Genomic DNA, 24,285 nt, shown 5'->3' with positions numbered 1-24,285 from the left:
CAGCACAAAAACCCCCCTTGTTTTCGAGAGTCTTTTATTGCTATTTTTTTCCTGGCTGCACTGCTGACTTCCCCAATCTCCTTGATTTTCAGCCTATGACACTTCCAAGGTGGTTGTATTCTTAGCATGCTGATTATATATTAGAGGCAAGATGCAAGACTTTAGACCCAAAAAACATTCATAATGACTAATAATAGCAGGAAGGTGTAATTTATTGGGTTTCGTGATATGGATTGATCTCATTTTATTCTTCATACTGTTTGCACTATTCGTCTATATTTTCGTTACTGTTAACATCACGAAGCTGCATAAAGTTTATTTAGCCTTCCACTTCACGATGATGATATGGCCCTTTTGCCAGTTTGCCATTAAAACAACGGATCAGTCTACCTATCAATTATTTTATGTCAAGGCTGCATTTGTGGATTCGGCGCTGCTGAGCACAGGCTGGATCTTTTTCACTATTCTGCTGACCGGACAAGCCCGGCTTCTGCACCGCAAAATCATACTGCTGCTGTCGATTCCGGTGATATTGACCACAGCCGGCATCATCTTTAATCCCCACAGCTGGTTTGTGCAGCCGGTAAATGGCGGCTATATTCAGAGAACCTATGGCCCCCTTTTTTGGCTCTTCATCGCCGTGGTCTTCATCCAGGTGACTGCTTCACTGTATGTGATCTCTGCAGCGCTTGTCCAAGACATGGCCCCACGCGTACGAAAACAAGTGATGCTGGTACTCAAAGGCCTTCTATCTATAACCTTATTTATTCTGCTGGATATCCTGCTTAATGTGGTTCTGGACCCGTACCTGCCGGTCATCCCGGGAATGACCTCACTGGGAATATTATTGTCCGCTACTTTTTTTGTCATTTCCATCAACCGGGACAAAGTATTTGATATCGTAACCATAGCCCATCAGGATGTAATGGACACGATTGGACATGGGATTCTGGTGCTTGATGAATATGACAACGTGGTTGAGATTAACCGTTCCCTGCATCCTTATATGCATCTGCAGCGGGGCGAACGGTTCAGCATCCATATTATTTTTTCCGATCTGTCGCCAGCCATCGAAACGTTCATTCAGACCTATTGCGAACATCCGCTGGAGCGTATCGAAATTGAGATTTTCCATTCGGGTATCCAGCGTCATCTGAATGTTCAGGCTGCACCCATTATGATCAGCGAGTCACGGGTGGGCCGGATCGTCACGTTTCAGGACATGACCGAGCTGCAGCAGCTGATTCATGAGACCAATCACCAGAACATGGCCCTGCAGGAACGCAACCATTCATTGATTGAGGTCCAACAGGAGCTGTTCGAGAAGAACCGGCAGCTGCAGCAAATGGCCCTTACAGACAGCCTCACCGGCTGTTATAACCGCCATTATCTGACGCAGCATCTGGAGGATGAAATGGGCCGAAACAGGAAAGAGCATATTCCCTTCGCACTTATTTTGCTGGATATCGATTTCTTCAAGTCAGTGAATGATACTTACGGACATCTAGCCGGCGACGAAGTCCTCTGCCATACGGTGGAGGCGCTGAAAGAGGAAATTCGCCCATCCGACGTTTTAGCTCGTTATGGCGGGGAAGAATTTATGGTGTATTTGCCGGATATCGCTCATTCTGAAGCCCAGCGTATCGCCGAGCGTGTCAAAGCACGGGTTGAATTAAATCAGATTAGAATCGAAAACGTTGCCGAGCCCGTGTCAGTTACTGTTAGCATGGGACTTCTGAGCATCAGCAGCTTCTCTCTGGGCAACAACCTGTTCGAAGAAGTAGACCAAGCGCTGTACCAGGCCAAAAATAAAGGACGCAACCGGATTGTCCATATCGCACACTGATACTGCTCTAGCTATCATTCAATGGCTTCTTTTGGGGGTAATGTAAGTACAACACATAACTGCAAACAGAGAGGAAGTCGTGTATGACGCAGGCTATGATTATTGTGAACCCCTCATCCGGCAAGGAGGAAGCACCGGATTATGTCAGTAGTACCGAGGAACTGCTGGTGAGCCGGGGTTATGAGGTTACGGTCAAGGAGACGCAAAAAGAAGGGGATGCCACCGAATATTGCATTGCTGCTTGTGAAGCTAAAGCCGATCTGGTGGTGTCTATCGGAGGGGATGGAACGCTTCATGAAACGATCAACGGCCTGTTTGGCCAGTCACACCAGCCGAAGCTGGGGGTTATCCCCCTTGGGACGGTGAATGACTTTGCCCGCGCGCTGCAGATTCCGCTGACTCCGGAAGAAGCCATTCATACACTGGCCTCCTCCCGGGTGCAACGGGTAGACGCAGGCAGGCTAAACGGCCAGTTGTTCGTCAACGTGGTCGCTGCCGGACCGCTGGCCGAATCCCTGTCCTCCGTATCTTCGCATGACAAATCCAGATTCGGCGCTCTGGCCTATTTCAAAGAGGGCATCAAAGAGCTGGCAGGCAACGCCGCCCATCCGCTCACCATACAGCATGATGGCAAGACCTGGGTAGGTGAGACTCCGCTGTTCCTTGCTGCACTGACCAATTCCGTAGGAGGTTTCGAAAAACTGGCCCCGGATGCCGCTGTTGATGACGGACTGCTCCACTGCTACATCATTAAGGATCTGAATTTCCTCAACACGCTTACGGTCAGTATCTCTTTATTGCTTGGCACACTCAAGAACCACAAGGACGTGGATTATTTCACTGCAAGAGAAGTAACCGTAAGCTCGGCAGATGTCATGAGGACCAACGTGGACGGCGAAGAAGGCCCGGCTCTGCCGATCCGGCTGAGCGTACTCCCCCGCCATATTCAGGTAGTGGTGCCGGAAGAGGCGTAAACACGGCCACCACCGCGCTCTGACCATGCCGCTTGATATGGGCTCAGCCGGCCTCACGGCCAGCCCTTCTCCATTACCGTTCCCTTAATACAGCTTAGGCAACTTGTCCAGGGTGATCGCGTATTCATGGTGATACGCCCGGCGCAGCTCCTCTTGTGTATTCCATTCCTCAGATGCACCGTATTCATTAGACCAGGTCATATACCATGTCCACGGAATTCTTGTTTCGGACAACTGGGACATACTCGGAATCACGCCTATTTCTCCAAGTGCCGTGATTTTGGGGGACGGTGTGATCTGGATTAGTTCCTCATATTCCGGACGCAGATCCGTGTGGACATGCTTCGGCGGGTACAGGTCTCTGGAGATCACGTCGGCTACATCATCACCCGGATAGCCCTCCACGAGCGGCGAGTTCCACACCCAGATCAGATTATTCAGTTGGTGATGATGGGTGTATCTGTCGTACATAATCCGGTACAGCTTCGCTGCAACCTCAGGTCCCTTGGCTCCCCACCAGAACCACGTACCCTCGGATTCATGGAATGGACGCCACAGGATAGGGATCTGCTTGTCACAAAATTCTTTCAAAATCCCCGCCATCACATCCATGTCCGACAGCAGCGCTTCGTATTCTTCCGTTCCTTCTATGACAGCCTTGGAGGCGTCAAAAGTGGTATTCTCCGCATAAAAACCCTTAGCCCAGCTGCCAAAAGGTGAAAACCAGTGCCACGTAAATGTAACTAATCCTCCCCGGCCCAGTGCCCAATCCCATGCATTATCCAGTGTATTCTTGTTCTCTTCCACTTCCAGCATGCATTCCGGGGTGGTCTTCTCGACATTGATATTAGGCGAATACGCCAGCAGCTCAAATCCGCAAAGAGCAGGCAGCTTGCCGGTCACCTCTTCGATATAACGCAGCTCCTTCTGCACAGTGGTCTGGGTATGCTGGCCTGTAAGAATTCCATTACCGGAAATATCGCTGAGATACTTCAAGACGGTCCGGACCTCTTCCGAGGCGTTTGGATTGCAGGGGGTATAATGCTTTAACATTGCCATTGTAGTGTATCTCTCCTTTTATTTATTTGTTATTTTTTTGTTATTATATTGTTATAAATTCACCATAATTTTAATCTGTATCCGTTTACAGGTCAATGCATAAAATGGGCTGATCCGCTATTGCTGCAAATGACACTCGCTGGTATAGTATTTATGGAATATATAACCAAAGGGCACTGCTTCCCTGGCTACGCCAAGAGACAACCCCGCTGCTTTTGCAGCGGGGTTATCTGACCTTAATGAAAGGCGGAGATTCACGTGACAACTGGTAAGGAGAACCGCATGATTTTAACGAAAGAGGACTTAGTCTCCCAGTTCACAAACTGTGGACTCACCAAAGGACAACATATCCTCGTACACGCTTCCTTAAGCCAACTGGGCTATGTTGTAGGAGGACCCGAAACCTTCATCCGTTCACTCCTTGAAATTGTGGGTGAAGAAGGCACTCTGATGATGCCTTCCCAGACCTGGAAGAATCTCGATCCATCCACAGGCGTCCACTGGGACGCGCCCACCGAAGGATGGCCCCTAATCCGGGAACACTGGCCAGCTTATAATAAAGAAATCACGCCGGCTATAGGGATGGGTGCTGTGGCCGAAATGTTCCGTAAATGGCCAGGGGCTGCGCGGTCCGATCATCCGGCCCGATCCGTCGCTGCAGTTGGCAAGCATGCTGAATATCTTACGCAAGGCCATGACATAAGCAATATTTTCGGCTCAGGCTCACCGCTGGATAAGCTGTATCAGTTACATGGTTATGTACTCTTGGCAGGCGTCGGCTATGATAAAAGCACATCTTTGCATCTGGCAGAAACCCGAGCAGACTTCCCCGCTAAGAAAAGGGTTCTTGAAAGCAGTGCCATCCTGGTGGAAGGCAAGCGCAAGTGGGTGACTTACGAAACCCAGGCTGTTGAAGATGAGGATTTTATCCGACTAGGAGAAGCGTATGACCAAGAAATGAATGTTCCGGTATATAAAGTCGGGCAGGCCGATATCCGGTTTCTGGAACAACGTCCTCTGGTCGATTGGGCTACTTCATGGATGGAGAAAAACAGGCTGTAGACGCTCACTTGCCCTCCTCCGGCACGTACTCACTCAACTTCCCTTGATAGATCAGCTCCAGCCGGTCACTCTGCCGGAAATCATCCGGCGTAACGAGCGCAGGCAGCTTGTTCCACAGCTTGATGCCGGACCGGTCCAGAATTTCCGCAACAAACTGCGAGCAGAAATAAGAGTTGCTGAATTCAACAGGTTCCTTGAGGGCAATGCCAATGACGCCCAGCATGTTGTAGAGGTACTTTTGGCGGCTGCGGATGAAGATGTGCAGGACCCGCCGCATTTTCTCGACCTCGCGTCCAGAAACATGCAGCTCGTAGATCACACAGGTGGTATTCGGATATTTGCTGAAGGTGCCTGTCCGCAGATCTTCATGTACAAAGCCGCCATTCAGGGGATTACTCGGATTCTTCCGGCCGAAGCTGTACAGCTCTGTAAGCTCACGGTCAAACGAGATGGAGGCGTGGTTGTAAGGCGCTTTGGTATAGCCTTGAATAAGCTTCGTGAACAGTGTCCCCGTATTCGTGAGCAGGATATAGACCGAATGATCAGCTTCCATATACAGAAAGTCCCCTTATCGAAGTGTCAAAATCTCACATGCAACTTGTACTTTTTTATATATTAACATATGATTCCTTTGTTGGAATCCTATCCTGCGACAAGTTGGTGATGGCTTGAACAGTTCGCTCGTTACATTCGTGCTTATCTTCACCGCTTTATCCGCCATTCATTTGCTCTACATCCTGGTAAGCAGACTCCAGAAGGATAAAGATTACACGGGAATTGGCTTCCGGATCAAGACCTGGTGGGGCATGCTCTTTATCTTCTGTCTGGCCACATTGATTAATCCGGTCGTGTCCCTGCTATCCCTGATGGCACTATCCTTCTTCGCACTGAAAGAATATTTCTCCATGATCCGTACCCGAAAAGCGGACCGACGGCTGTTCCTGTGGGCCTACCTGTCCATTCCGCTGCAGTTCTACTGGATCTACATAGAGTGGTATGGCATGTTCATCGTCTTCATCCCGGTATATGTCTTCCTGCTCCTGCCACTGCCCCGGCTCATCAACAAAGGCACGCTCGGATTCCTGCGCAGCGTAAGCGCCACCCAGTGGGGACTGATGCTCATGGTGTTCGGTCTCAGCCACCTGGCCTACTTCCAATTTGCCACACCGGAGTATGGCGCGGGGCTGGTGCTGTTCCTGGTAGTGCTCACGCAGCTGAATGATGCCGTACATTATCTGGCTTCAATCTATTTCGGCAAACGCAAGGTCGTTCCAACCGCCAACCCGAATCTGACCTGGGAGGGCTTCGCCTGTGCATTTGTGGCTACTACAGGGGTATCGTACCTGATCTACCCTTACTTCACGCCGCTGACCCCGATCTTCGGTCTGTTCTCCGGCGTGCTGATCAGTCTGGCCGGATTCTTCGGAAGCTTAACGGTGTCGGTGCTGAAGCGCGATTTGCTCATCGGCGATGATGACAAATTCGCTGCCCTGCAGACAAGCTACCTGAGCCGCGTCGACAGCCTGGCCTACACCTCACCGGTGTTCTTCCATGTGATCCGGTACTTTTTTGATTTTATGTAAGCAAAAGCGGCAACTCTCTTAACTTGGAGAAGTGCCGCTTTTTGCTTTACACAACCTGTAGTTTCAAGAAAATTGAAAATTACATAATCTTTGCATGGGTACATTAATGGGTTGATATGGGTTAGAAATGTTCTCGCCAACTTATGCAATATTGAACTTTTGTTTGATTTCCATTAATCGTGCTTCAACCTCATCGGTAACTATTGGATTCCGTATTAAATAGTCTTTACTTGCTTCATTTAGATACTGATAGAAAGTTAGGTAGTCCAATACAAGTGTCTGATCTTCCTCTACCGCAGGGTAGTCAAAAAAATAACAAACTCCCGCATCTCCGAAATAACCTTCTTCCCACTCATCTAACTCACCAGCAAAAACACACCAAACACTCTCACTACCACCAAACCCATTTCCATTGCAATAGTTTTTAAGTGCATCTAAGAAATATTTCCCTTCAAGGTGTCGATAATACATATCCAATAATTCTTTCTCTGTTAGTTTGACACTCATCAAATTATCCTCCTAAAAATTATTCTGATATGGTCGGAAAGAAATTCATCACTTTTCCATTTTCATCAAGGTACCCACCCCACCATTGCAAGGGAATAACCCCATCCTTAATAGCTTGAGCACATGAATTTATTGATTTTCTAAGAAATAGACTGAAACTACCCCAAAATAATTCAGAATTACCATTTCCCTCAACATATTGATAAACTGGAGGATCATTACCTTCCGATATAACAAAGTAGTTAAATTCATACCCTTGATGCATTGAGAAGACAAAAGCATCAGATGGTAAGCTAAAAGTTTCTTCATTTTCTTCCAATAGATCTTCAGCTTCTTTTCTAAGTTCCAAGAGATTTTCTACATTTCGAAATAATATATCCGTTCCTTGGAAGAGCAAACCTGCATCGTGACCAATCGTTAAAAGAAATTCTCGATACTGGAACGGTAAAACAAAACCTATCGACTGTTCGCACCTCCCCACTTCCAATTCGGTAAAGCCATGAATCTCGTTGTCATTTGCTATTTTATATTCACACAATACACTCACTATGTTCCATTATAATTCTATTTTTGAACTCATAAGTCACATCCAATTTGGGGTAGCCTTTTGCCATATCGTCTAGGAAATGTTGATATTCATGTCTTAGAGCACTTATTGAAGCATCTTCAAATATATTTAATTGCCCTGGTACATTTCCTCTTGGCGCATATGCCATAATATCACGATCTAGGATTCTTACTTCAACTCCTGCTTCCTGTGCTTGCTTAATAATATTATTCCATTCTTCGGGGTGACAGAGACGCCCTGGTCCATAAATATCCCTAAACGGATCAGCATCATTCTTTCCTAACATGTGATCAGGTAATCTACCTTCTCCTATCCCCTCAATCCCTTTAAACGTAGGATTAAAATCATCCACGCTCTCCAGCTCGCTGTGATTTAGTAAAGGCTTCATTTCACCTACCTCTACTCCGTCCAACTCTATTATTTTACCAAATCCGCTTCCCCCCATTCCACTAGAGGATTCAATTTGTCCATTCTTATTGGTTCCACTCTTCAGATTGACGGTACCTATTCCCAAGACTTCTGTGATCCGGTTTGCACTCGCCGCGCCACGCAATGTAGCTTGGAAATCGCTTGTGAACTCACTTAGTACCGACTGCTGCTCCATTTACATTGCAAGAAACTGGGCTTCCATCACTTGCTGTCCCTGTGTCTTGATTCCTGGCTTCTCACCTGTAAGTAGTTCATCAAGAGGGTCCACCAAATACTTATCGATAAAATCTTTCTTGGCCGGCCGGCTTCGCTAATCCCCCTGATCTCCTCTGACCTCCTCCACCGGGGGACCGTTTTTGATATCCTGTACCATCGCCTGATTCACGATTTCCCGCCATGCTTCCGAGTTCGGATTCGCTAAGAGTATTCCCTGCCCTCCGCGATGAATGATTTCCAACTGATTCTTGGCCCACTCCCCTTTGTCCCTTGGTTCCATCGCCATTCGCAGCAGCAAAAGATACCATCGTTAACACAGTTACGAGTAAATTTGAAAAACCCGCAAGAAAACAACGATAACAAAAAACAGGTCAATCATGGTGGTATCTGACCATAATCAACCTGTTCTATGTAAAGCAGTAGCGTTAATTAGGGTATAAAATTCAAGCTTTGAAGTGCGTACATCGTATTGAAGAAAACTTTATACGGGTATTACATGGGTTATACGTGTTATTGGTTGAATGATGGGTTCATTTGGGACTGGGTAGCCCCCACGACCTTGGACAGATATTTTTCAACCAATAACCTCAACACTTTGCATCTTTGTTTTAAGTGATTCGATACGAAGAATTAAATCCTTAGCATCGGTAATTCCTAGCTCATCAACAATGGTATCGAAATCAAAAGACTTAATGATATTATCAACTACTTCATAGATTCGAGAAGAAAGAATCCCACTATTAATTTGTAGATTAGCTACACTAATATAAAATATCATCTTCTCGGTGTCACCCTCCTCAATCACGTTAGTAAACTCATACAAACATCGTCCTCCTGCGTGTAAAGCATTTAGACCATCGCTAATTGAATTATTAAAGACCTCGGCAATATATTCAGTTAATTCGTTATATTCCCATTCCTTCACGCCCACACCACCATTTCACTTTGCATTTTTATCATTATTTGCAAGTATGTTTACTGTGATGTTTGGGTACTCCCTTCTAAAACTCATGATTACATCAGAACAACTTTGGCAAGTAAGACGCTCTGTAAACAAGTTTATTGTCCCTTTAGCATTTTTGTTATCTCCAAGTTGAAATGCAATATCATTCAAAATTTCATACTCTGTGTCGTAGTCTCTTAAGTATGCTTCAGGTGTGTCAATTCTTGCATTATTGAGGTCAACCTTTTTAGCGTTAAATATTGGCTCACCTTGAGGTTACAAGGATATTCTCCGGTATCGCCCCCTTATCTGATGCTTCATTTGCAGAACTATGAGCGAAAAACTCCTTTTTATTATCACCTTGAACATCTACTTCAGCTTAACCAAAATTCCCTTATTTTCCGATTTACTTGGCAACTGTGACCGTAGCTCATTAACACGGTCTAGGATACCGGATAAGTCTCTAAGTTTACCCGTCCCCTCAGTAGGTTTAAAATCATCCACGCTCACCAGCTCACTGTGATTAGGTAAAGGCTTCATTTCACCTATCTCTACTCCGGCCATGAAGTGACGAAATCTTAATACGGGGCTGATGAGGGTTAAGTCTAATTGAGTTGTACCGCCCGATTCATTCGGCACTGAGTGGGGCTATTCATAAGCCACCAAGATGGAGCGTGAATAGACATGAGGGTATTCCAATATTACTTCTGGGACAGCCTCACTTTTAAATTAAGTACATCAGCATTGAATTCATCGAAATCATCTTGTAATTCCTCTTTATAGATTTGCATATGTTCTTCTTCAAGCAATTCATTTAGACGTTGTTGCATAAAATCAATATTCTCATTCTTGTCAATCATAATAAGGGCATAATTAACATAAATACAACACTCGTTTGCTTGTGTAAATTCTGGATGATGTTCACTTTCACCCAATATCGCATATAAACTATCTTTGACTGGGTAATTCATATCTTCATGAAACATCATAAAACAGTCCATAACGTCGTCTTTAAGCTCTGGATATGTAAGTATCATACTTTTCCCCCCTGATTATTTTGTAAAGATATTTAGTTCGATATTCGGAAACATTCTTCTAAACTCAAGGATAACATTCGAACAACTTTGACAAGCCGGGAGTTCGGTATATAGGTCTATTTTCCCTCTAATACTTGGATTTTTTATTTGAGAAGCAATATCCTCTAAAATTTTAGCCTCCGTATCATGAAACCTATCGAACTCTGCTCCGGGCTTTCCATCTTTTACGTAAGTCCCAAACATTCTTACTTCTGCTGACTTCTGGTAAGAAAAATCAGCTACATCTGAGCCTTTGTCACCAGACTTGTTAACTCTGCTATGTGCACTAAACTCCGTCTTTATTCCAGGTATTTTCACGTCAGCAGTGGCCATATTACCTTGTTTCTGTAAACTGGCATTCGGCATCTTATTTCTGATATCATTTATTCTATTTTGGAAATTTCCAACTTTAGAAACCTTATTACCCATCCCCTCAATCCCTTTAAACGTAGGATTAAAATCATCCACGCTCTCCAGCTCACTGTGATTAGGTAAAGGCTTCATTTCACCTACCTCTACTCCGTCCAACTCTTTTATTTTACCAAATCCGCTTCCTCCCATTCCACTAGGAGACTGAATTTGTCCATTCTTATTGGATCCACTCTTCAGATTGACGGTACCTATTCCCAAGACTTCAGTGATCCGGTCTGCACTCGCCGCGCCACGCAATGTGGCCTGGAAATCGCTTGTGAACTCACTTAGTACCGACTGCTGCTCCATTTGCATTGCAAAAAACTGGGCTTCCATCGCCTGCTGTCCCTGTGTCTTGATTCCTGGCTTCTCACCTGTAATCAGTTCATCAAGAGGGTCTACCAAATATTTGTCAATAAAGTCCTTCTTGGCCGGACGGCTTCGCCAATCCGCCTGGTCTCCTCTGACCTCCTCCACTGGGGGGCCGTCTTTGATATTCTGTACCATCGCCTGATTCACGATTCCCCGCCAAGCTTCCGAGTTTGGATTCGCTAAGAGTATTCCCTGCCCTCCGCGATGAATGATTTCCAACTGGTTCTTGGCCCACTCCCCTTTGTCCCCGGGTTCCATCGCCATTCGCAGCAGCAAAAGATACGCTTCATCCTGATCTAACGGTACGCTGCTAGTCGTAATCGACGGATCATAGTCACACGCTTTAACCGCGGGCTGCTTGAAATCCGCGCTTAGATCCTTCTCCGCACGGTACTGGACTTCGTCTACACCCAGGGATTCCAGCCTCTTGCGTGCGTCTTCTGCCAGCTTGTGCACCGCGTTCATTTGAGCATTATTTCCAAATGCCTGGTATACCTCATAGGCCGTCTGCGCCTTGGCAATTACATCACGCGCTTCGTAGATATCTTTCAGCTTGCTTTGCGCCGCAATGCTCTCTGTGGTCCCGAAGCTAAACTTTTGGATGATATTTTGCAGCTTCTGCACCGTAGGATCGCTGTGCAGTCCATCCCGTCCCATTAAAGTGGAAACTGTAGAGATCAGCTTCGTAACGGCCTGCCGGGCAAAAGAGGGAATCTGGATTCTTCCTGTCTCGCTCCCTCCCCCAAATCTGCCGAACATTCCTCCTAACAGACTGAACTGCTGTTCAAGCTGGCTCATCTGCCGTTTATTCTCGTTTTGAACGTCCTGAACTCCCTTGATAGCAGCCCTAAGGATGTCTTCCAGCTTCTCCGCATCCACCGTCAATTCATTGATTAGTACTTGCGCCTGCAGCAAGTTTTGGCCGAGCGGGATCCCCCCCCAACTGTTTGCCTGGCCTTTCAGCTGCAAGTACAGTTGATTGGTATCCTGGCTCACCTGTCCTATTTTTGTTCGCAGGCGCTCGACTTCATCCTCTTTGAATACCAGTTTATTTGATGACATCTATTCCCTCCGACTTTTCAGCTCCGATAAGCTCACGATATGATATCCTGCAGTCAAATGATAAATCTTTATGTACTTTTCTACTGCGTTAACGAAACCACTGAAGTGATAATGAATAAATACATCATATATATCGGATTTATTTTCCATTTATTCAATGCCCTAACTATGGTTAGTCAGACTACGTAAGGGAATATCCTCAGCCCCCGCGCTTTCCAGTAGCTGTACATTGCTCAGTTGAGCAGCAAAGAAAGCGGCTCACCTCCTTTAACCTGGAGATGGGCCGCTTATTGGTTTAGCTGCTGTTTAATTTGTAGTTTCACTTGCAGCGTCAGGCGGGGTGCCGCCTGTTCCGCCTTGAGGTGGTGTACCGCCAGCGCCGCGATCCGGTCTGGTGCCTCCGCCTCCGCCACCAGGGCCACGGCCGGTGTTAGCCGTTGTGACACCTGATTCGTTAAGCCAGGTTACGCTGCTGGAGATGTCGAACGCTACGACCTGGGTGCCTCCGCTGTACTCGCCGTCTGTGTACAATCCGTCCACTGCGGTGCCTGTCGAGGTGCCGCCTGTTGAGAGGGTATAGGATCCGCCCTTCTTCAGATCAGGGGAGCTGACAACGACTGAGCGGAAATTCTTGGAGGGCGCGACGGTCAGGATGGTGTTGCCGTCACTGTCCTCCAGATGAACCGGAGTGCCTGCCTGCTGATCTGCCGTGAAGCTCATGCTGACCGAGTACTGGCTGGAATCCTCGCTTGGTGCCTGGGCCATGCCGGCGCTGCCCGCAGCGACCAGGAAGCCGCCGGTCATATCGAAGGTGCCGTCATAATCCAGCGGGCCGTTGCCGTCATTGGTAGGACCATTAACAATGGCGGTGCCACCTGTCATAGTGAATGACCCGTTGGAATCCAGGCCGTCACCGGTGGAATCAACGGTTATCGTTCCCCCGCTGATCGTAAGCATGTTGCTGCCGGAGCTAGTGAACTGATCCTGCTGCGCTGTTCCCTGTGCAGTATTCGCGTCATTCCCGCCAGAAACGTTCACACCGTCATCGGAAGCGACTACGTGGATTTGTCCGCCGGCAATCGTGATATTGCTGCCTTCAATACCTTCATAACTCTTGGTAATATCGATGGTGCCGCCGGACAAGGAGGTCAGGCTGTCTGCATGGATGCCGTCATCTCCCGCAGTTATCTTGAATTCGCCGTCCGTAACGGAGACATTGCCGTTGCTGTGCAGAGCATCATCTGCAGAGTTCAGTGTGAAGCTGCCGCCATTCACAGTAAGGTCTCCGCCGGATTTCAATCCTTTGGCGCTCGTAGATTCCGTTTCAGCCGTTGTGGCTGTTGCCACTGCTGTAGTCACTGATGCTGTAGTCACCGTTGCTGTATCCGTCGCAGCTGCAGCCGTAGTTTTCGCCGGAGTATCATCGGATGTAGCTGCTGAGGTTCCGTCTACTGCACCCTGATCGCCGAAGCCGCCCTTACCGCCGCCCATGCCCATACCGCCCGGACCTTGCTCACCCGTCTTTGCCGCTGCGTTCTCATAGCCGCCATTCGTCACGATGTTAAATGTTCCGCCGTCAATCACTTCCGCCGTCTCCGACTGAATGCCGTCGTTGCCTGCCGTAATATCGAATGTTCCGGCTGCAATCGCCACGAAGCCTTTGGTTGTATCCTCGTCATTGGTGGACTTGATACCATCGCCTTCTGCCTTGATGGTAATATTTCCGTTCTTCACCGCTACCAGATCCTTGCCCACGATTCCGTCATCTGCTGCCGTAATATTCAGGGTGCCGCCCACAATTTTCAGGTCGTCCTTGCTGGAAATACCGTCCTTGAAACTTCCGGTAACCGTCAGCTTGCCGGTTCCGTTAATCGTCAGATCAGCTTTGCTGAAGATAGCTGCACCGGGTCCATCCGTGGTACTATCGGCGAACACATAGGTTGTCCCGTCTGAGACGCTGTTCTCCGTACCTTCCTGCAGAGTAATCACAACCTTGCCCGCTTCCTTAATGTAGACAGGAGCACTGTCGCTAACCTTCAGGTTCACACCGTTCAGCACCAGCCGAACGGTTCCTTTGGCCTGCTCATCCACAATAATCTGCCCGTCACTTAGTGACCCGGTGAGGATATAGGTTCCCGCTTCGGTGATCGTTACCGATCCATCCTTGGCTGTAGCACCAGCACCTTCGATCTTCGCTGTCGTCCCTGCGAGGGTAATATCGGTTGAAGCATCTGCCGTCCAGTCTGTAGTGGTATCGTCTTCGTCATACGCTACCAGGTCAGTCGTCTTGACGTTTGCCAGAGCTACAGCAGCAGTGGTTCCGCTCTGTGCACGGGTTGTAACGGCTGTACCTGTTGCCGCACGGTTCGTGGTATTGGTATTCGCTCCGGAAGTTGTGCTGCACGCCGTCATGAGTGCCGCGCTCAGCAGCACCATCCCTATCTTGCTTCCTGTAATGAAATTCTTCATATATCATCGTTCCCTTCGATTTTAGTACTCCGCGGGGGTTGGACTCATGGTCAGCGACAGATCAAGATTGCCGTTCCGGGTGCGGACCGCATCCAGGAGTTCCTTCTGGCTCGTGTACTCATCAATCGTAACGTCGTAGACCAGCTCGTATAAGCTGCCCAGCTCGGTGGTTCTAATCTTTTTCAGCTCAAAGCGGACATTGAATTTCTCGAACACTTCAGCAAATGCCTCTTCATACCCCAAATCCTCGGGAATGGTTACCTTCAGCGTTTTCTGCTGCGACTTTCTTACACCGAAGCCGGTGCGGTTCAGGATGAACATCAGCACGCAGAGAATGAGGGTGAACAGTATCGCGTAGCCGAAGGAACCCACCCCGCAAGCCAGGCCCGAAGCCATGGTGAACAGAACAAATGTGATGTCCTTCGGATCGCCAGGCGCGCTGCGGAAGCGGATAATCGAGAAGGCACCGGCAAGGCTGAAGGCGCGGGCTACGTTGCTGCCAATCAGCAGAATAATGATCGCTACAATCACCGGCAGCAGGACCATCGTGAGCGTGAAGCTTTGCGAATACCCCCCCGGATTGGTCTTCATATAGGTGAAGCTGATTATTCCTCCGAGTGCAATCGCTATAAGTATGGTTAGAATCGCGTTGATAAAGGTTAATTCTGTTGTCGCTGTAGCGGCTGAGAACATAGAGTCAAGCATAAAGGGCACTCTCCGTTTCTATTCTGCTGTTCTTGAGCATTTTTTTATATTCATTGCCGTATTTGGAGAAGCTGGTGCGGTACATTTGGTGCTCCGAGAGCATCTTGGCCAGCCAGACCGGAATCGTCTTCTCGGCCTTCACTTCCATCAGCCATTGCCCCGGTTCCAGCAGAGGTTCGCCATATGGACCGCGCTCCAGCTTCACATCGTACCGCCGGCTTCTGATATTCGTGTCGAAGGTGATCCGCAAATCACGGTTATTTTTGCAGAAAAGCCCTTTGCGGTCATAGGACAGATACAGCTTGGGCTGCAGATCGTACCGGGTTAGCATGTACTTGATCTCCCCGATCACCTGCTTGTTCATGTAAACCTTGAATTCCGGCTCCACGCCTGTGGCGACGAAATCGTAAGCCTCCTGCAGCTTAAGCGAGGTTCTTCTTTTATTGACCAGGCCGAACACCTTTTTCTTAATTTCCAGATACACCTTGGTGTCCTGGTTCGGAGTGCCGTAAGCTCTTATGCGGAGCTTTTCCTTGTATTTCGGCTTCGCCAGGCTGCTGCGGATCAGGGAATCATGAGCGGTGTCATAATAAAGATTCGTAATCGGGTAGAATTCATGCTGCTTGTTGTAAGCATCCGGCTCCATATATTCCAGCAGATTATAGTAGAGTTTCAGATAAGCAGCATGATCGAGCAGATATTTGTTCTCGTATCGGTTGAATACCTCAATCGCCATAGGGTTCAGATCCTTTCGTAGTGGAGTGTCTCATAAGTGCTTTTATGTGCTGTATGTGTGTGTTCCATGTGTGTCCCGCTTGCTTATGAATGTATCTTAGTCCCGGAACCTTTAATGAATCTTAAATGAGTTTACACCCCCTTGATCTTTTTACATTGGCTTAACAAATGGGCTGTGCTCCCAGGATTCTTCATCTATAGCGCACCTGCACAGAAAATCCGGTTAAGGTTGGTTAAAGGTAAGCTTGCTATAATGGCTTAAGTAATCAGCAAACTTTCTAGGCAGAGGATGGGCATACCCATGAGGATATTAATAGTGGAAGACGAAGTGCATCTGGCGGAAGCCTTGACTCAAATATTGAAAAAACAGAACTATTCCGTGGACGCGGTCCATGACGGAAGAACGGGGCTGGACTATGCACAGAGCGGGATCTATGACCTGCTGCTGCTGGATATTATGTTGCCGGAAATGGATGGAATCACCGTGCTGAAGAAGCTCCGCGGCGAAGGCGTATCCACGCCTGTTATCATGCTGACCGCCAAAGGTGAGATTACCGATATGGTGACGGGGCTTGATTATGGAGCCGATGATTATATTGCCAAGCCCTTCTCGTCGGAGGAGCTGATGGCCAGAATACGTGCGGCGCTGCGGCGCAAAGGTGAGGTCATCCCGGATGATGCCCTGAAGCTGGGGGATATAGAGCTGAATACGGCGAACCTGCGGCTCTCTGTAAAGGGCAAGGAGATCAAGCTGAATCTGAAGGAGAACGAGCTGCTGGAGCTGCTGATCCTGAGGAAGCAGGCGGTAACCTCGAAGGAGCAGATCATTGAGAAGCTGTGGGGCTTCGACTCCGAGGCAGAGCATAATAACGTGGAGGTATACATCTCTTTTTTGCGGAAAAAACTGACCTTCCTGAACTCGGAGGTACGCATTAACACGATCCGAAACGTCGGCTATGTATTAGAGGTGACCTGCTGATGTTCACAAAGCTCAGAAACCGGTTCTTAATTCTTAATCTGACCACCATCTCTGTAATGATGCTGATTGCCTTCGCCACGATCTATGTGATCATGTACCTGAATGTGAAAAACGACATTAATATGGATCTGCACCGGATTGCTGACTACCAGCAGAAGGGCCCGGGCGATGCAGGTCATCCAGGCTCCGCTGACGGAATTCCGCCCAAAGACAACGGGCCGATGCAGGGCGGGGATCAGCCGCCAGAGCGCTCTATTTCCTTCACGGTGACTACCGACTCAACCGGGAAGCTGATCGATAAGGAATCCAAATTTACAATGGACGAGGAATTCTATACGGCTGCGCTGAAGGAGGCCCTTAGCGTAGGCAAGGATATTGGACGCTTCACCCTGGATGACAGCCGGTGGATCTTCACGGTCAAGCATGTTGGCAGCGGGGAAGTCATTGTCTTCCTGGATATCACTGCCCAGCAGAAAATCCTTACCAACCTGATCTATACCTTCACTGCTGTCGGCATTCTGATGCTGATCATTCTCTACTTCACCAGCCGCTTCTTCGCCAACCGCTCAATTGCGCCGGTCCGGGAAGCCTTTGACAAGCAGAAGCAGTTCATCGCCGATGCCTCCCATGAGCTGAAGACACCACTGACGATCATCAATACCAATGCCGACGTGCTGTTGTCGAACAGTGACGATACGATCGGCAATCAGGCGAAGTGGCTGCAGTATATCAAATCGGAGACGGAGCGGATGACCCGGCTGACCAATGATCTGCTCTACCTGACGGAAATGGACGATACCCGGACAAGCATGATCCACAGCAGGCTCAATATGAGCGATGCCGTAGAGAATATCATTTTGACCATGGAGGCCGTCATTTTTGAGAAGCATATTTCTTTCGAATATGATATCGAACCGGACCTGACCGTGCAGGGCAACAGCGAACAGCTCATGCAGGTGGTCATGATTCTTCTGGATAACGCCGTGAAATACACCAATCCCAAGGGCTCGGTAGCGGTCACGCTAAAAAAACAGAATACCGATGTGCTGCTGTGCGTCTCGAACACCGGGGATGGCATTGCTGCGGAGCATTTGACCCGTATCTTCGACCGCTTCTATCGTACGGATAATTCCCGAGCGCGTAAGCAGGGCGGTTACGGCCTGGGCCTCGCCATCGCCAAGTCGATTGTGGATCAGCACAAGGGGAAAATCTATGCCAAAAGTGTGGCCGGGGAGTCTACTTCATTTTATGTGCAGCTCTCTTGAGAGGCAGCAAAGACCTGCATAGTTATGTTAGATTATATAACACAAAATCCATTAATCAGGCTATTATAAGCATAAAAATTAATATTTTTAAATTTTTATGTTATAGTTGTTGACATTTCTTATCGAGCTAATTATATTGACAATATAAGATTTCAACGACACAACATTGTGTCAACGAAGGACGCAGGCCGTTTCTGCCCACAATGTTGTGGACGGATAGCTTGTTGCACCGGTATTCTTACATCACTTATACAGTCAGTCACGATGACGTGGCTGCAATTGGCAACGGGGCCGATTAACAAGATCCGCGAGTCTGCGGGTTCTGTCAGTCGGCCCTTTTTTGTCGATTCACTTACTTGGGGTTCAATTAAAGGAGGATGTCAGCAATGGAAGCAAAGAGTTTTCGCAAGGCGGGTCATGCCCCGAGTTTGTTCTCAGCTTTTTTGTACTTTGACGTAAGCTTTATGATCTGGGTGCTGTGCGGAGCTCTATCGCTCTACATTACCAAGGACTTCGGATTATCGGATACCCAAAAAGCAGCCATGGTCGCCATTCCTATCCTCGGCGGCTCGATATTCCGGATTCCAATGGGCATTCTGGCTGACCGCATCGGCAGTAAAAAGGCAGGTCTGCTCGGGATGTTCCTCACCGTTATCCCTCTTCTGTGGGGATGGCTGGGCGGAACCAGCCTGCTGCAGATTCATATGATCGGATTCCTGCTCGGTTTTGCAGGCGCAAGCTTTGCCGTATCGCTGTCTCTTGCAAGCCGCTGGTACCCCCCGCAATATCAGGGGCTGGCGATGGGCATTGCCGGCGCAGGGAACAGCGGAACCGCGCTGGCTACCTTTTTCGGGCCGCAGATCGCCCAGGCCTACGGCTGGCACAGTGTATTTGGGATTGCGCTGATTCCTCTGGCGATCGTGATGATTGTTTTTTCCATATTGGCTAAGGATGCCCCGAATGCCCCTGCGCCCAAACCGCTCAAAGACTACCTCAGCGTCTTCAGACATGCGGATACCTGGTGGTTCTCGATGTTCTATGCCATTACCTTCGGCGGGTTTGTCGGATTCGCCAACTATGCGAGCATTTTCTTCTATGATGTGTACGGCGACGGTGTACACTCCGGGGGCCTGACCAAAATTCAGGTGGGATACCTGGTCACCATCACCGTTATTGCGGGCAGCTTCTTCCGGCCTTTAGGCGGCTGGATCGCGGACCGGATTGGCGGCATGCGCCTGCTTCTTGTTTTGTACAGTGTCATTTCGGTATGTGCGTTTGCCATTGCATCCATGCCCGGCTCATTCCTGGTGATGCTGCTCTATACCAGCGTAATGATGGCCTGCCTCGGGATGGGGAACGGCTCGGTCTTTCAGATTATCCCTCAGCGCTTCTCCAGCGAGATCGGAGTCATTACCGGAATTGTCGGTGCTGCCGGAGGTCTTGGCGGATATTTGCTGCCGACGTATGTCCTGGGCCCGCTGAAGCAGTCCACAGGCTCACAGGTCACCGGATTTCTGGTGGTCGGCTCCATTGTCCTCCTTACCACCCTTATCTTTTTCGCGGTCACCAGATCCTGGAGAAAATCCTGGGCGAAGGCGGAATCAGGGGTTAATTTCTAATCAGCTTGTACAGAAAACTTCGGGGCGGTGAACTCACATGACAACTGGCTTAATCAAAAGCGTCTGTCCATACTGCGGGGTTGGCTGCGGGATCGTACTCGAAGTATCGGATAACCGGGTGGTCAAAATCACCGGAGACAAGGAGCATCCGGCCAACTTCGGCCGGCTGTGCACCAAAGGCAGTACGGCAGCCGCCGCGATCACCGAATCCGGCCGGATGGAGTATGCCTACAGCCGCCCTTCCCGGGGAACTGAACCTGTAAAAATGGAAATCAATACAGCCATCACCGAAACCGCGCAGCGGCTGCGCAGCATTCTGGAGGAACACGGTCCGGACGCCCTCTCCGTCTATGTATCGGGCCAAATGTCGCTGGAGGCCCAGTACCTGATTAACAAGCTGGCCAAGGGCTTCATCCGGACACCGAATATTGAGTCCAATTCACGTCTGTGTATGGCAGGTGCCGGCAACGGCTACAAGCTCTCCCTGGGAGCGGATGGGCCTCCGGGTTCTTATCAGGATATGGATCAAACGGATGTGTTCTTCGTTATCGGTGCCAATATGGCCGATTGTCATCCGATTCTGTTCCTGCGGATGATGGACCAGGTCAAGAGCGGAGCCAAGCTGATTGTCGTGGACCCCCGGCGGACGGCTACTGCGGAGAAAGCAGACCTGTTCATGCAGATCAAACCCGGAACGGATCTCGCCCTGCTGAACGGGCTGCTGCATTTACTTGTAAAGAACGGACATACAGATCCGGACTTTATCGCCCGGTTCACCTCGGGTTTTGAGAGTATGGAGGCATTCCTGGAGGACTATCCGCCGGATAAAGTCTCCGAAATTACCGGCATCCCGGAAGCGGATATCCGGCAGGCGGCTGATTGGATCGGTGAGGCCCCGGAGTGGATGTCCTGCTGGACTATGGGTCTCAACCAGAGCATCCACGGCACCTGGCACACGAATGCCATCTGCAACCTGCATCTGGCTACAGGAGCTATCTGCCGTCCGGGGAGCGGCCCCTTCTCCCTCACCGGCCAGCCCAATGCCATGGGCGGACGGGAGATGGGCTACATGGGGCCGGGCTTGCCCGGACAGCGTTCTCTGGTGTCTGAGGCTGACCGCAGCTTCATAGAGAAGCTGTGGGAAATCCCCCAAGGCACTCTTCGAACGGATGTCAGCGGCGGCACCATTTCCATGTTCGAAAGCATGATTACAGGCAAGATCAAAGCCTGCTGGATCATCTGTACTAATCCGGTCGCTACCGTTCCCAACCGCAAGAAGGTCATCGCTGCCCTGGAAGCGGCTGAGCTGGTTATTACCCAGGACAGCTTCCTGGATACCGAGACCAACCGGTATGCGGATATCCTGCTGCCCGGAGCCTTATGGGCTGAAGGTGAAGGGGTGATGATTAATTCGGAGCGCAACCTGACCCTGATGCAGCAAGCCGTCGAGCCGCCCGGAGAGGCCATGCCGGACTGGCAGCTTATCGCCCGGGTCGCCACTGAAATGGGCTATGCGGAGGCTTTTTCCTACTCTTCTTCGGCAGAGGTCTATGCGGAAATCCAGCAAGCCTGGAATCCGAAAACAGGATATGACCTGCGCGGGGCGACTTACGCACGGCTTCGGGAGACACCAGTACAATGGCCTAGTGCGCCGGATCACCAGAATGACAGGAACCCCATCAGGTATTTGAACCGTCAGGGCGGTATTGACGGAAGTGAGCGTCCAAGTGACAGTTCTCCGGATATCGTGTTCCCGACAGAAAACGGGAAAGCCGTATTCTGGGCACGTCCGTATATGCCGCCTGCAGAGATGCCGGACAGCGAGTACTCCTTTGTGCTGAATTCCGGTCGCTTGCAGCACCAGTGGCATACGCTGACCAAAACAGGCAAGGTTCCAAAGCTCAATAAATTGAACCCGGGGCCCTTTGTGGAAATTCACCCGGAAGACGCAGGGGTGCTGGGAATTAAAGACCGGGAGCCGGTGGAGCTGCGTTCGCGGCGGGGGCTGGCCATTCTCCCGGCGGTCCTTTCAGACCGTGTGCGCCCCGGGAACTGCTTTGCCCCTTTTCACTGGAATGATGTCTTTGGCTCACAGCTGGCGGTCAATGACGTTACCAATGATGCCGTTGACCCTATGTCCTTACAGCCCGAGTTGAAATTCTGCGCTGTGTCACTCGTCAAGGCGGCTGGCCAGCCCGCCGGGGAATTGCATACGCCGGATATGGACAGCAATCCGGCTTCAACCCCAGCCGGCGCTGAGACCGCCCGCCCGAAGGAGGCCATAACGATGAAGCAGCTAGACACGCTCGCTGGCGTGCTTGGGATTGAAGCCCCTGCCGCCCTGACTCTGGATCGCCATGAACAGGCTTATCTGTCCGGCTTCATCACTAGCCTGCGCACCGAGGCTGGCCGGTCCGTATCCGGCATTCCGGTTCTGCCGCCCACCGCGCCTTTTGAAGCACCCACCCGCTTCTTTGTGGATGGCCTGCTCGCGGGTATGTTCTCCCGGACTTCGGTACCCGGAGTAGAAGCTTACTCCAGAACTGAACCGTTATCGGGTTCAGCTCCATCAGAGACCGCTCCATTCCCGGACAGTGCCACAACAACCAAGCTTCCCGTAACCATCCTATGGGCCTCGCAGACCGGAAATGCGGAGGATGCAGCCATTGACTGCGCCAAAAAGCTACAACAAGCCGGTTATGATGTGCAGCTCGTAAATATGAATCATTATGCCGTGAGTGATCTGACAGCGAACCGGTTTGTCCTGTTCATCGCCAGTACCTTCGGAGCCGGCGATCCTCCGGACAATGGAGAAAGCTTCTTCCAATCGCTCAAGGCAGAGAATGCCCCACAGCTTCAGGATCTGCATTATGCCGTGCTTGCTTTCGGGGATTCCAATTACGATCTCTTTTGCGGCTTCGGGCGGAATCTGGACACCCGTCTCGCGGAGCTTGGCGCACAGCGGCTGCTTGATTGTGCCCATTGCGATACAGACTTTCAGGAGCAGGTGGATGCATGGACGAATGATATCTCTGCACTGTTGAGCGGATTTACAAGCAGCCCAAAGCCCGGTGTACCTGCCGCAGCAAGCGATAACTCGTCCTCTCAGCTTGCCGTATCCGCTCAGGTTGCCCCAAGTTCGGAACCACGCGGATATCACCGGAACCACCCGGTACCTTCACGCCTGCTATTCAAGCAGAATCTGAACCAAGCCGGATCTGAAAAAGAAACCCGCCACTACGCCTTCGACCTCACGCCTGCCGGACTGAAGTTCGAAGCAGGCGATGCGCTGGGCGTGTGGCCTGCCAATTGTCCGGATTTGGCCCGTAATCTGCTGGATACGCTGGACATTGAGCCCTCTACCCCGGTAAGGGTCAAAGGCCAGGGAGAAATGCCGGTAACCGAAGCACTACTACGTCATTTCGAGATTGCCCGGGTGACACCGGATATGCTCCGGTTCATCCGGGACCGTACTCAGGATGCCCGGTTAAGTAAACTCCTCGACAGTGAGAACCTGGCGGACCTCAAGCAATGGCTGTGGGGCCGTCAGCTGATCGATGTGCTGCAGGAATACCCGGTTTCCCTCAGCGCACAGGAGCTTTTGGAACAGCTCAAGCCTTTACAGCCCCGCCTCTATTCGATTTCTTCCAGCCCGAAAGCCAATCCGAACGAGGTCCATATTACAGTGTCCACCGTTCGCTACGAGAACAACGGCAGCGCCCGCAAGGGAGTATGCTCCACATTTCTCGCAGACCTCGCTACAGAGGATACGGACATTCCCATTTTCATTCACAAGAATGCCCATTTCCGCCCGCCGGCCAATCCCAATGCCCCGATGATTATGATCGGACCGGGTACAGGCATCGCTCCATTCCGCGGCTTCCTTCAGGATCGGAAGGCATCCGGGGCGAAGGGCAAGAATTGGCTGATCTTCGGGGAACAGCGGGAAGACCGTGATTTTTATTTTCGTGATGAGCTTGAAGCTCTCCGGAAGGAAGGCTTTCTACATCGGCTGGATACTGCCTTTTCGCGTGATCAGGCGGACAAAATCTATGTGCAGCACCGCATCCTTGAGCATGGAGCCGAACTCTGGGCCTGGCTTCAGAAAGGCGCGCATTTCTACGTATGCGGAGATGCCCAGCAAATGGCCAACGAGGTAGATGCCGCACTGAAGACAGTAATCCAGAAGCACGGCGGTATGACTGCGGATGAAGCGAATCATTATGTACAAGAAATGTCTTTAACCAAGCAGTATGCGCGGGATGTCTATTAAGCAGACTATGGATCAGCGGGTGCACACATAAGAATGTTGGATTACAAGGAAAAATAATGCATAAAATCGTCCGGCAACGCTCAACCTACAGGTTAGCGTCCTTGCGGCGCGCTAATCACAGGAGGCGATCCA

21 protein-coding genes are annotated in these 24,285 nt (G+C 49.9%); 8 read left to right on the top strand and 13 right to left on the bottom strand.

From position 1 onward, the window contains the following. Positions 1 to 223 precede the first annotated feature (223 nt). A complete protein-coding gene (locus A3842_RS00755; protein ID WP_244169908.1) occupies positions 224 to 1,846 on the top strand; it encodes a histidine kinase N-terminal 7TM domain-containing diguanylate cyclase in 1,623 nt (540 codons plus the stop codon). 83 nt (positions 1,847 to 1,929) lie between these two features. Continuing rightward, on the top strand, positions 1,930 to 2,820 hold the full coding sequence (locus tag A3842_RS00750; protein WP_074100095.1) for a diacylglycerol/lipid kinase family protein: 891 nt from the start codon (positions 1,930 to 1,932) through the stop codon (positions 2,818 to 2,820). An 84-nt stretch (positions 2,821 to 2,904) separates the two neighbouring features. Here A3842_RS00750 and A3842_RS00745 read toward each other — a convergent pair whose 3' ends face one another. Then, a complete protein-coding gene (locus tag A3842_RS00745; protein ID WP_256701392.1) occupies positions 2,905 to 3,879 on the bottom strand; it encodes a glycosyl hydrolase in 975 nt (324 codons plus the stop codon). Positions 3,880 to 4,161: 282 nt separating this feature from the next. Here A3842_RS00745 and A3842_RS00740 point away from each other — a divergent pair, with 282 nt between their 5' ends. Continuing rightward, complete coding sequence (locus A3842_RS00740; protein ID WP_074088343.1) at positions 4,162 to 4,941, top strand: AAC(3) family N-acetyltransferase; 780 nt, start codon at positions 4,162 to 4,164, stop codon at positions 4,939 to 4,941. 4 nt (positions 4,942 to 4,945) lie between these two features. On the opposite strand, the gene A3842_RS00735 is transcribed toward A3842_RS00740, so the two are convergent. After that, entirely contained in the window at positions 4,946 to 5,494 is a 549-nt protein-coding gene (locus A3842_RS00735; RefSeq protein ID WP_074100094.1) for a hypothetical protein, read from the bottom strand. 115 nt (positions 5,495 to 5,609) lie between these two features. On the opposite strand from A3842_RS00735, the gene A3842_RS00730 reads away from it, so the two are divergent. Continuing rightward, the gene (locus A3842_RS00730) at positions 5,610 to 6,524 is read left to right on the top strand and encodes a phosphatidate cytidylyltransferase (protein WP_074088341.1); all 915 of its coding nucleotides are present in this window, start codon (positions 5,610 to 5,612) and stop codon (positions 6,522 to 6,524) included. Between the two features lie 141 nt (positions 6,525 to 6,665). On the opposite strand, the gene cdiI is transcribed toward A3842_RS00730, so the two are convergent. The 11 genes from cdiI to A3842_RS00670 form a co-directional block, all read right to left on the bottom strand. Then, positions 6,666 to 7,031: a ribonuclease toxin immunity protein CdiI gene (gene cdiI, locus A3842_RS00725; protein ID WP_074088340.1), complete on the bottom strand. Its 366-nt coding sequence runs from the start codon at positions 7,029 to 7,031 to the stop codon at positions 6,666 to 6,668. Between the two features lie 19 nt (positions 7,032 to 7,050). Beyond that, positions 7,051 to 7,578: an SMI1/KNR4 family protein gene (locus A3842_RS00720; RefSeq protein ID WP_256701391.1), complete on the bottom strand. Its 528-nt coding sequence runs from the start codon at positions 7,576 to 7,578 to the stop codon at positions 7,051 to 7,053. After that, the gene (locus tag A3842_RS33105; protein WP_083609421.1) at positions 7,562 to 8,203 is read right to left on the bottom strand and encodes a hypothetical protein; all 642 of its coding nucleotides are present in this window, start codon (positions 8,201 to 8,203) and stop codon (positions 7,562 to 7,564) included. Before A3842_RS33105 ends, A3842_RS00720 begins: the two co-directional genes overlap by 17 nt. Before the next feature lie 135 nt (positions 8,204 to 8,338). After that, on the bottom strand, positions 8,339 to 8,530 hold the full coding sequence (locus A3842_RS00710) for a hypothetical protein (RefSeq protein WP_143186112.1): 192 nt from the start codon (positions 8,528 to 8,530) through the stop codon (positions 8,339 to 8,341). Positions 8,531 to 8,818: 288 nt separating this feature from the next. Continuing rightward, the gene (locus A3842_RS00705) at positions 8,819 to 9,169 is read right to left on the bottom strand and encodes an Imm3 family immunity protein (protein WP_074088337.1); all 351 of its coding nucleotides are present in this window, start codon (positions 9,167 to 9,169) and stop codon (positions 8,819 to 8,821) included. Positions 9,170 to 9,184: 15 nt separating this feature from the next. Next, positions 9,185 to 9,448 carry a deaminase domain-containing protein gene (locus A3842_RS33675; RefSeq protein WP_083609419.1) on the bottom strand — a complete coding sequence of 88 codons (264 nt, stop codon included), beginning with the start codon at positions 9,446 to 9,448 and terminating at the stop codon, positions 9,185 to 9,187. 440 nt (positions 9,449 to 9,888) lie between these two features. Further along, positions 9,889 to 10,224, bottom strand: a complete 336-nt coding sequence (locus tag A3842_RS00695; protein WP_074100092.1) for a hypothetical protein — start codon at positions 10,222 to 10,224, stop codon at positions 9,889 to 9,891. Between the two features lie 15 nt (positions 10,225 to 10,239). Beyond that, a complete protein-coding gene (locus A3842_RS33095) occupies positions 10,240 to 12,108 on the bottom strand; it encodes a deaminase domain-containing protein (protein ID WP_256701389.1) in 1,869 nt (622 codons plus the stop codon). 306 nt (positions 12,109 to 12,414) lie between these two features. After that, complete coding sequence (locus A3842_RS00680) at positions 12,415 to 14,577, bottom strand: carbohydrate-binding domain-containing protein (RefSeq protein WP_074100091.1); 2,163 nt, start codon at positions 14,575 to 14,577, stop codon at positions 12,415 to 12,417. A gap of 21 nt (positions 14,578 to 14,598) precedes the next feature. Beyond that, positions 14,599 to 15,282, bottom strand: coding sequence for a DUF4956 domain-containing protein (locus A3842_RS00675; RefSeq protein ID WP_074088334.1), 684 nt, complete (start codon positions 15,280 to 15,282; stop codon positions 14,599 to 14,601). Beyond that, entirely contained in the window at positions 15,275 to 16,018 is a 744-nt protein-coding gene (locus A3842_RS00670) for a polyphosphate polymerase domain-containing protein (RefSeq protein WP_074100090.1), read from the bottom strand. The genes A3842_RS00675 and A3842_RS00670 overlap by 8 nt, the downstream gene beginning before the upstream one ends. Before the next feature lie 300 nt (positions 16,019 to 16,318). On the opposite strand from A3842_RS00670, the gene A3842_RS00665 reads away from it, so the two are divergent. The 4 genes from A3842_RS00665 (at position 16,319) to A3842_RS00650 (ending at position 24,153) form a co-directional block, all read left to right on the top strand. Beyond that, positions 16,319 to 16,996 carry a response regulator transcription factor gene (locus tag A3842_RS00665; RefSeq protein ID WP_074100089.1) on the top strand — a complete coding sequence of 226 codons (678 nt, stop codon included), beginning with the start codon at positions 16,319 to 16,321 and terminating at the stop codon, positions 16,994 to 16,996. Then, positions 16,996 to 18,261 (top strand): sensor histidine kinase, encoded by a 1,266-nt coding sequence (locus tag A3842_RS00660; RefSeq protein ID WP_074100088.1) that lies wholly within the window; start codon positions 16,996 to 16,998, stop codon positions 18,259 to 18,261. The genes A3842_RS00665 and A3842_RS00660 overlap by 1 nt, the downstream gene beginning before the upstream one ends. 386 nt (positions 18,262 to 18,647) lie before the next feature. Next, positions 18,648 to 19,880, top strand: coding sequence for an MFS transporter (locus A3842_RS00655; protein ID WP_074100087.1), 1,233 nt, complete (start codon positions 18,648 to 18,650; stop codon positions 19,878 to 19,880). A 37-nt stretch (positions 19,881 to 19,917) separates the two neighbouring features. Next, positions 19,918 to 24,153 (top strand): sulfite reductase subunit alpha, encoded by a 4,236-nt coding sequence (locus A3842_RS00650; RefSeq protein WP_074100086.1) that lies wholly within the window; start codon positions 19,918 to 19,920, stop codon positions 24,151 to 24,153. Positions 24,154 to 24,285: the final 132 nt, after the last annotated feature.

This window comes from Paenibacillus sp. P3E (assembly GCF_001909045.1).
Classification (GTDB): Bacteria; Bacillota; Bacilli; order Paenibacillales; family Paenibacillaceae; genus Paenibacillus_AQ; species Paenibacillus_AQ helianthi.
The sequence above is the reverse complement of the archived record's forward strand: the minus strand, read 5'-3'. Positions and strand labels throughout refer to the sequence as shown.

What these genes read in the sequence shown, in the direction of transcription:
- A3842_RS00660 (WP_074100088.1), top strand. Translation starts at nt 16,996, where the DNA reads ATGTTCACAAAGCTCAGAAACCGGTTCTTAATTCTTAATCTGACCACC.
- A3842_RS00655 (WP_074100087.1), top strand. Translation starts at nt 18,648, where the DNA reads ATGGAAGCAAAGAGTTTTCGCAAGGCGGGTCATGCCCCGAGTTTGTTC.
- A3842_RS00750 (WP_074100095.1), top strand. Translation starts at nt 1,930, where the DNA reads ATGACGCAGGCTATGATTATTGTGAACCCCTCATCCGGCAAGGAGGAA.
- A3842_RS00680 (WP_074100091.1), bottom strand. Translation starts at nt 14,577, where the DNA reads ATGAAGAATTTCATTACAGGAAGCAAGATAGGGATGGTGCTGCTGAGC.
- A3842_RS00695 (WP_074100092.1), bottom strand. Translation starts at nt 10,224, where the DNA reads ATGATACTTACATATCCAGAGCTTAAAGACGACGTTATGGACTGTTTT.
- A3842_RS00745 (WP_256701392.1), bottom strand. Translation starts at nt 3,879, where the DNA reads ATGGCAATGTTAAAGCATTATACCCCCTGCAATCCAAACGCCTCGGAA.
- A3842_RS00665 (WP_074100089.1), top strand. Translation starts at nt 16,319, where the DNA reads ATGAGGATATTAATAGTGGAAGACGAAGTGCATCTGGCGGAAGCCTTG.
- A3842_RS33095 (WP_256701389.1), bottom strand. Translation starts at nt 12,108, where the DNA reads ATGTCATCAAATAAACTGGTATTCAAAGAGGATGAAGTCGAGCGCCTG.
- A3842_RS00740 (WP_074088343.1), top strand. Translation starts at nt 4,162, where the DNA reads ATGATTTTAACGAAAGAGGACTTAGTCTCCCAGTTCACAAACTGTGGA.
- A3842_RS33105 (WP_083609421.1), bottom strand. Translation starts at nt 8,203, where the DNA reads ATGGAGCAGCAGTCGGTACTAAGTGAGTTCACAAGCGATTTCCAAGCT.
- cdiI (WP_074088340.1), bottom strand. Translation starts at nt 7,031, where the DNA reads ATGAGTGTCAAACTAACAGAGAAAGAATTATTGGATATGTATTATCGA.
- A3842_RS00710 (WP_143186112.1), bottom strand. Translation starts at nt 8,530, where the DNA reads ATGGCGATGGAACCAAGGGACAAAGGGGAGTGGGCCAAGAATCAGTTG.
- A3842_RS00735 (WP_074100094.1), bottom strand. Translation starts at nt 5,494, where the DNA reads ATGGAAGCTGATCATTCGGTCTATATCCTGCTCACGAATACGGGGACA.
- A3842_RS00650 (WP_074100086.1), top strand. Translation starts at nt 19,918, where the DNA reads ATGACAACTGGCTTAATCAAAAGCGTCTGTCCATACTGCGGGGTTGGC.
- A3842_RS00675 (WP_074088334.1), bottom strand. Translation starts at nt 15,282, where the DNA reads ATGCTTGACTCTATGTTCTCAGCCGCTACAGCGACAACAGAATTAACC.
- A3842_RS00670 (WP_074100090.1), bottom strand. Translation starts at nt 16,018, where the DNA reads ATGGCGATTGAGGTATTCAACCGATACGAGAACAAATATCTGCTCGAT.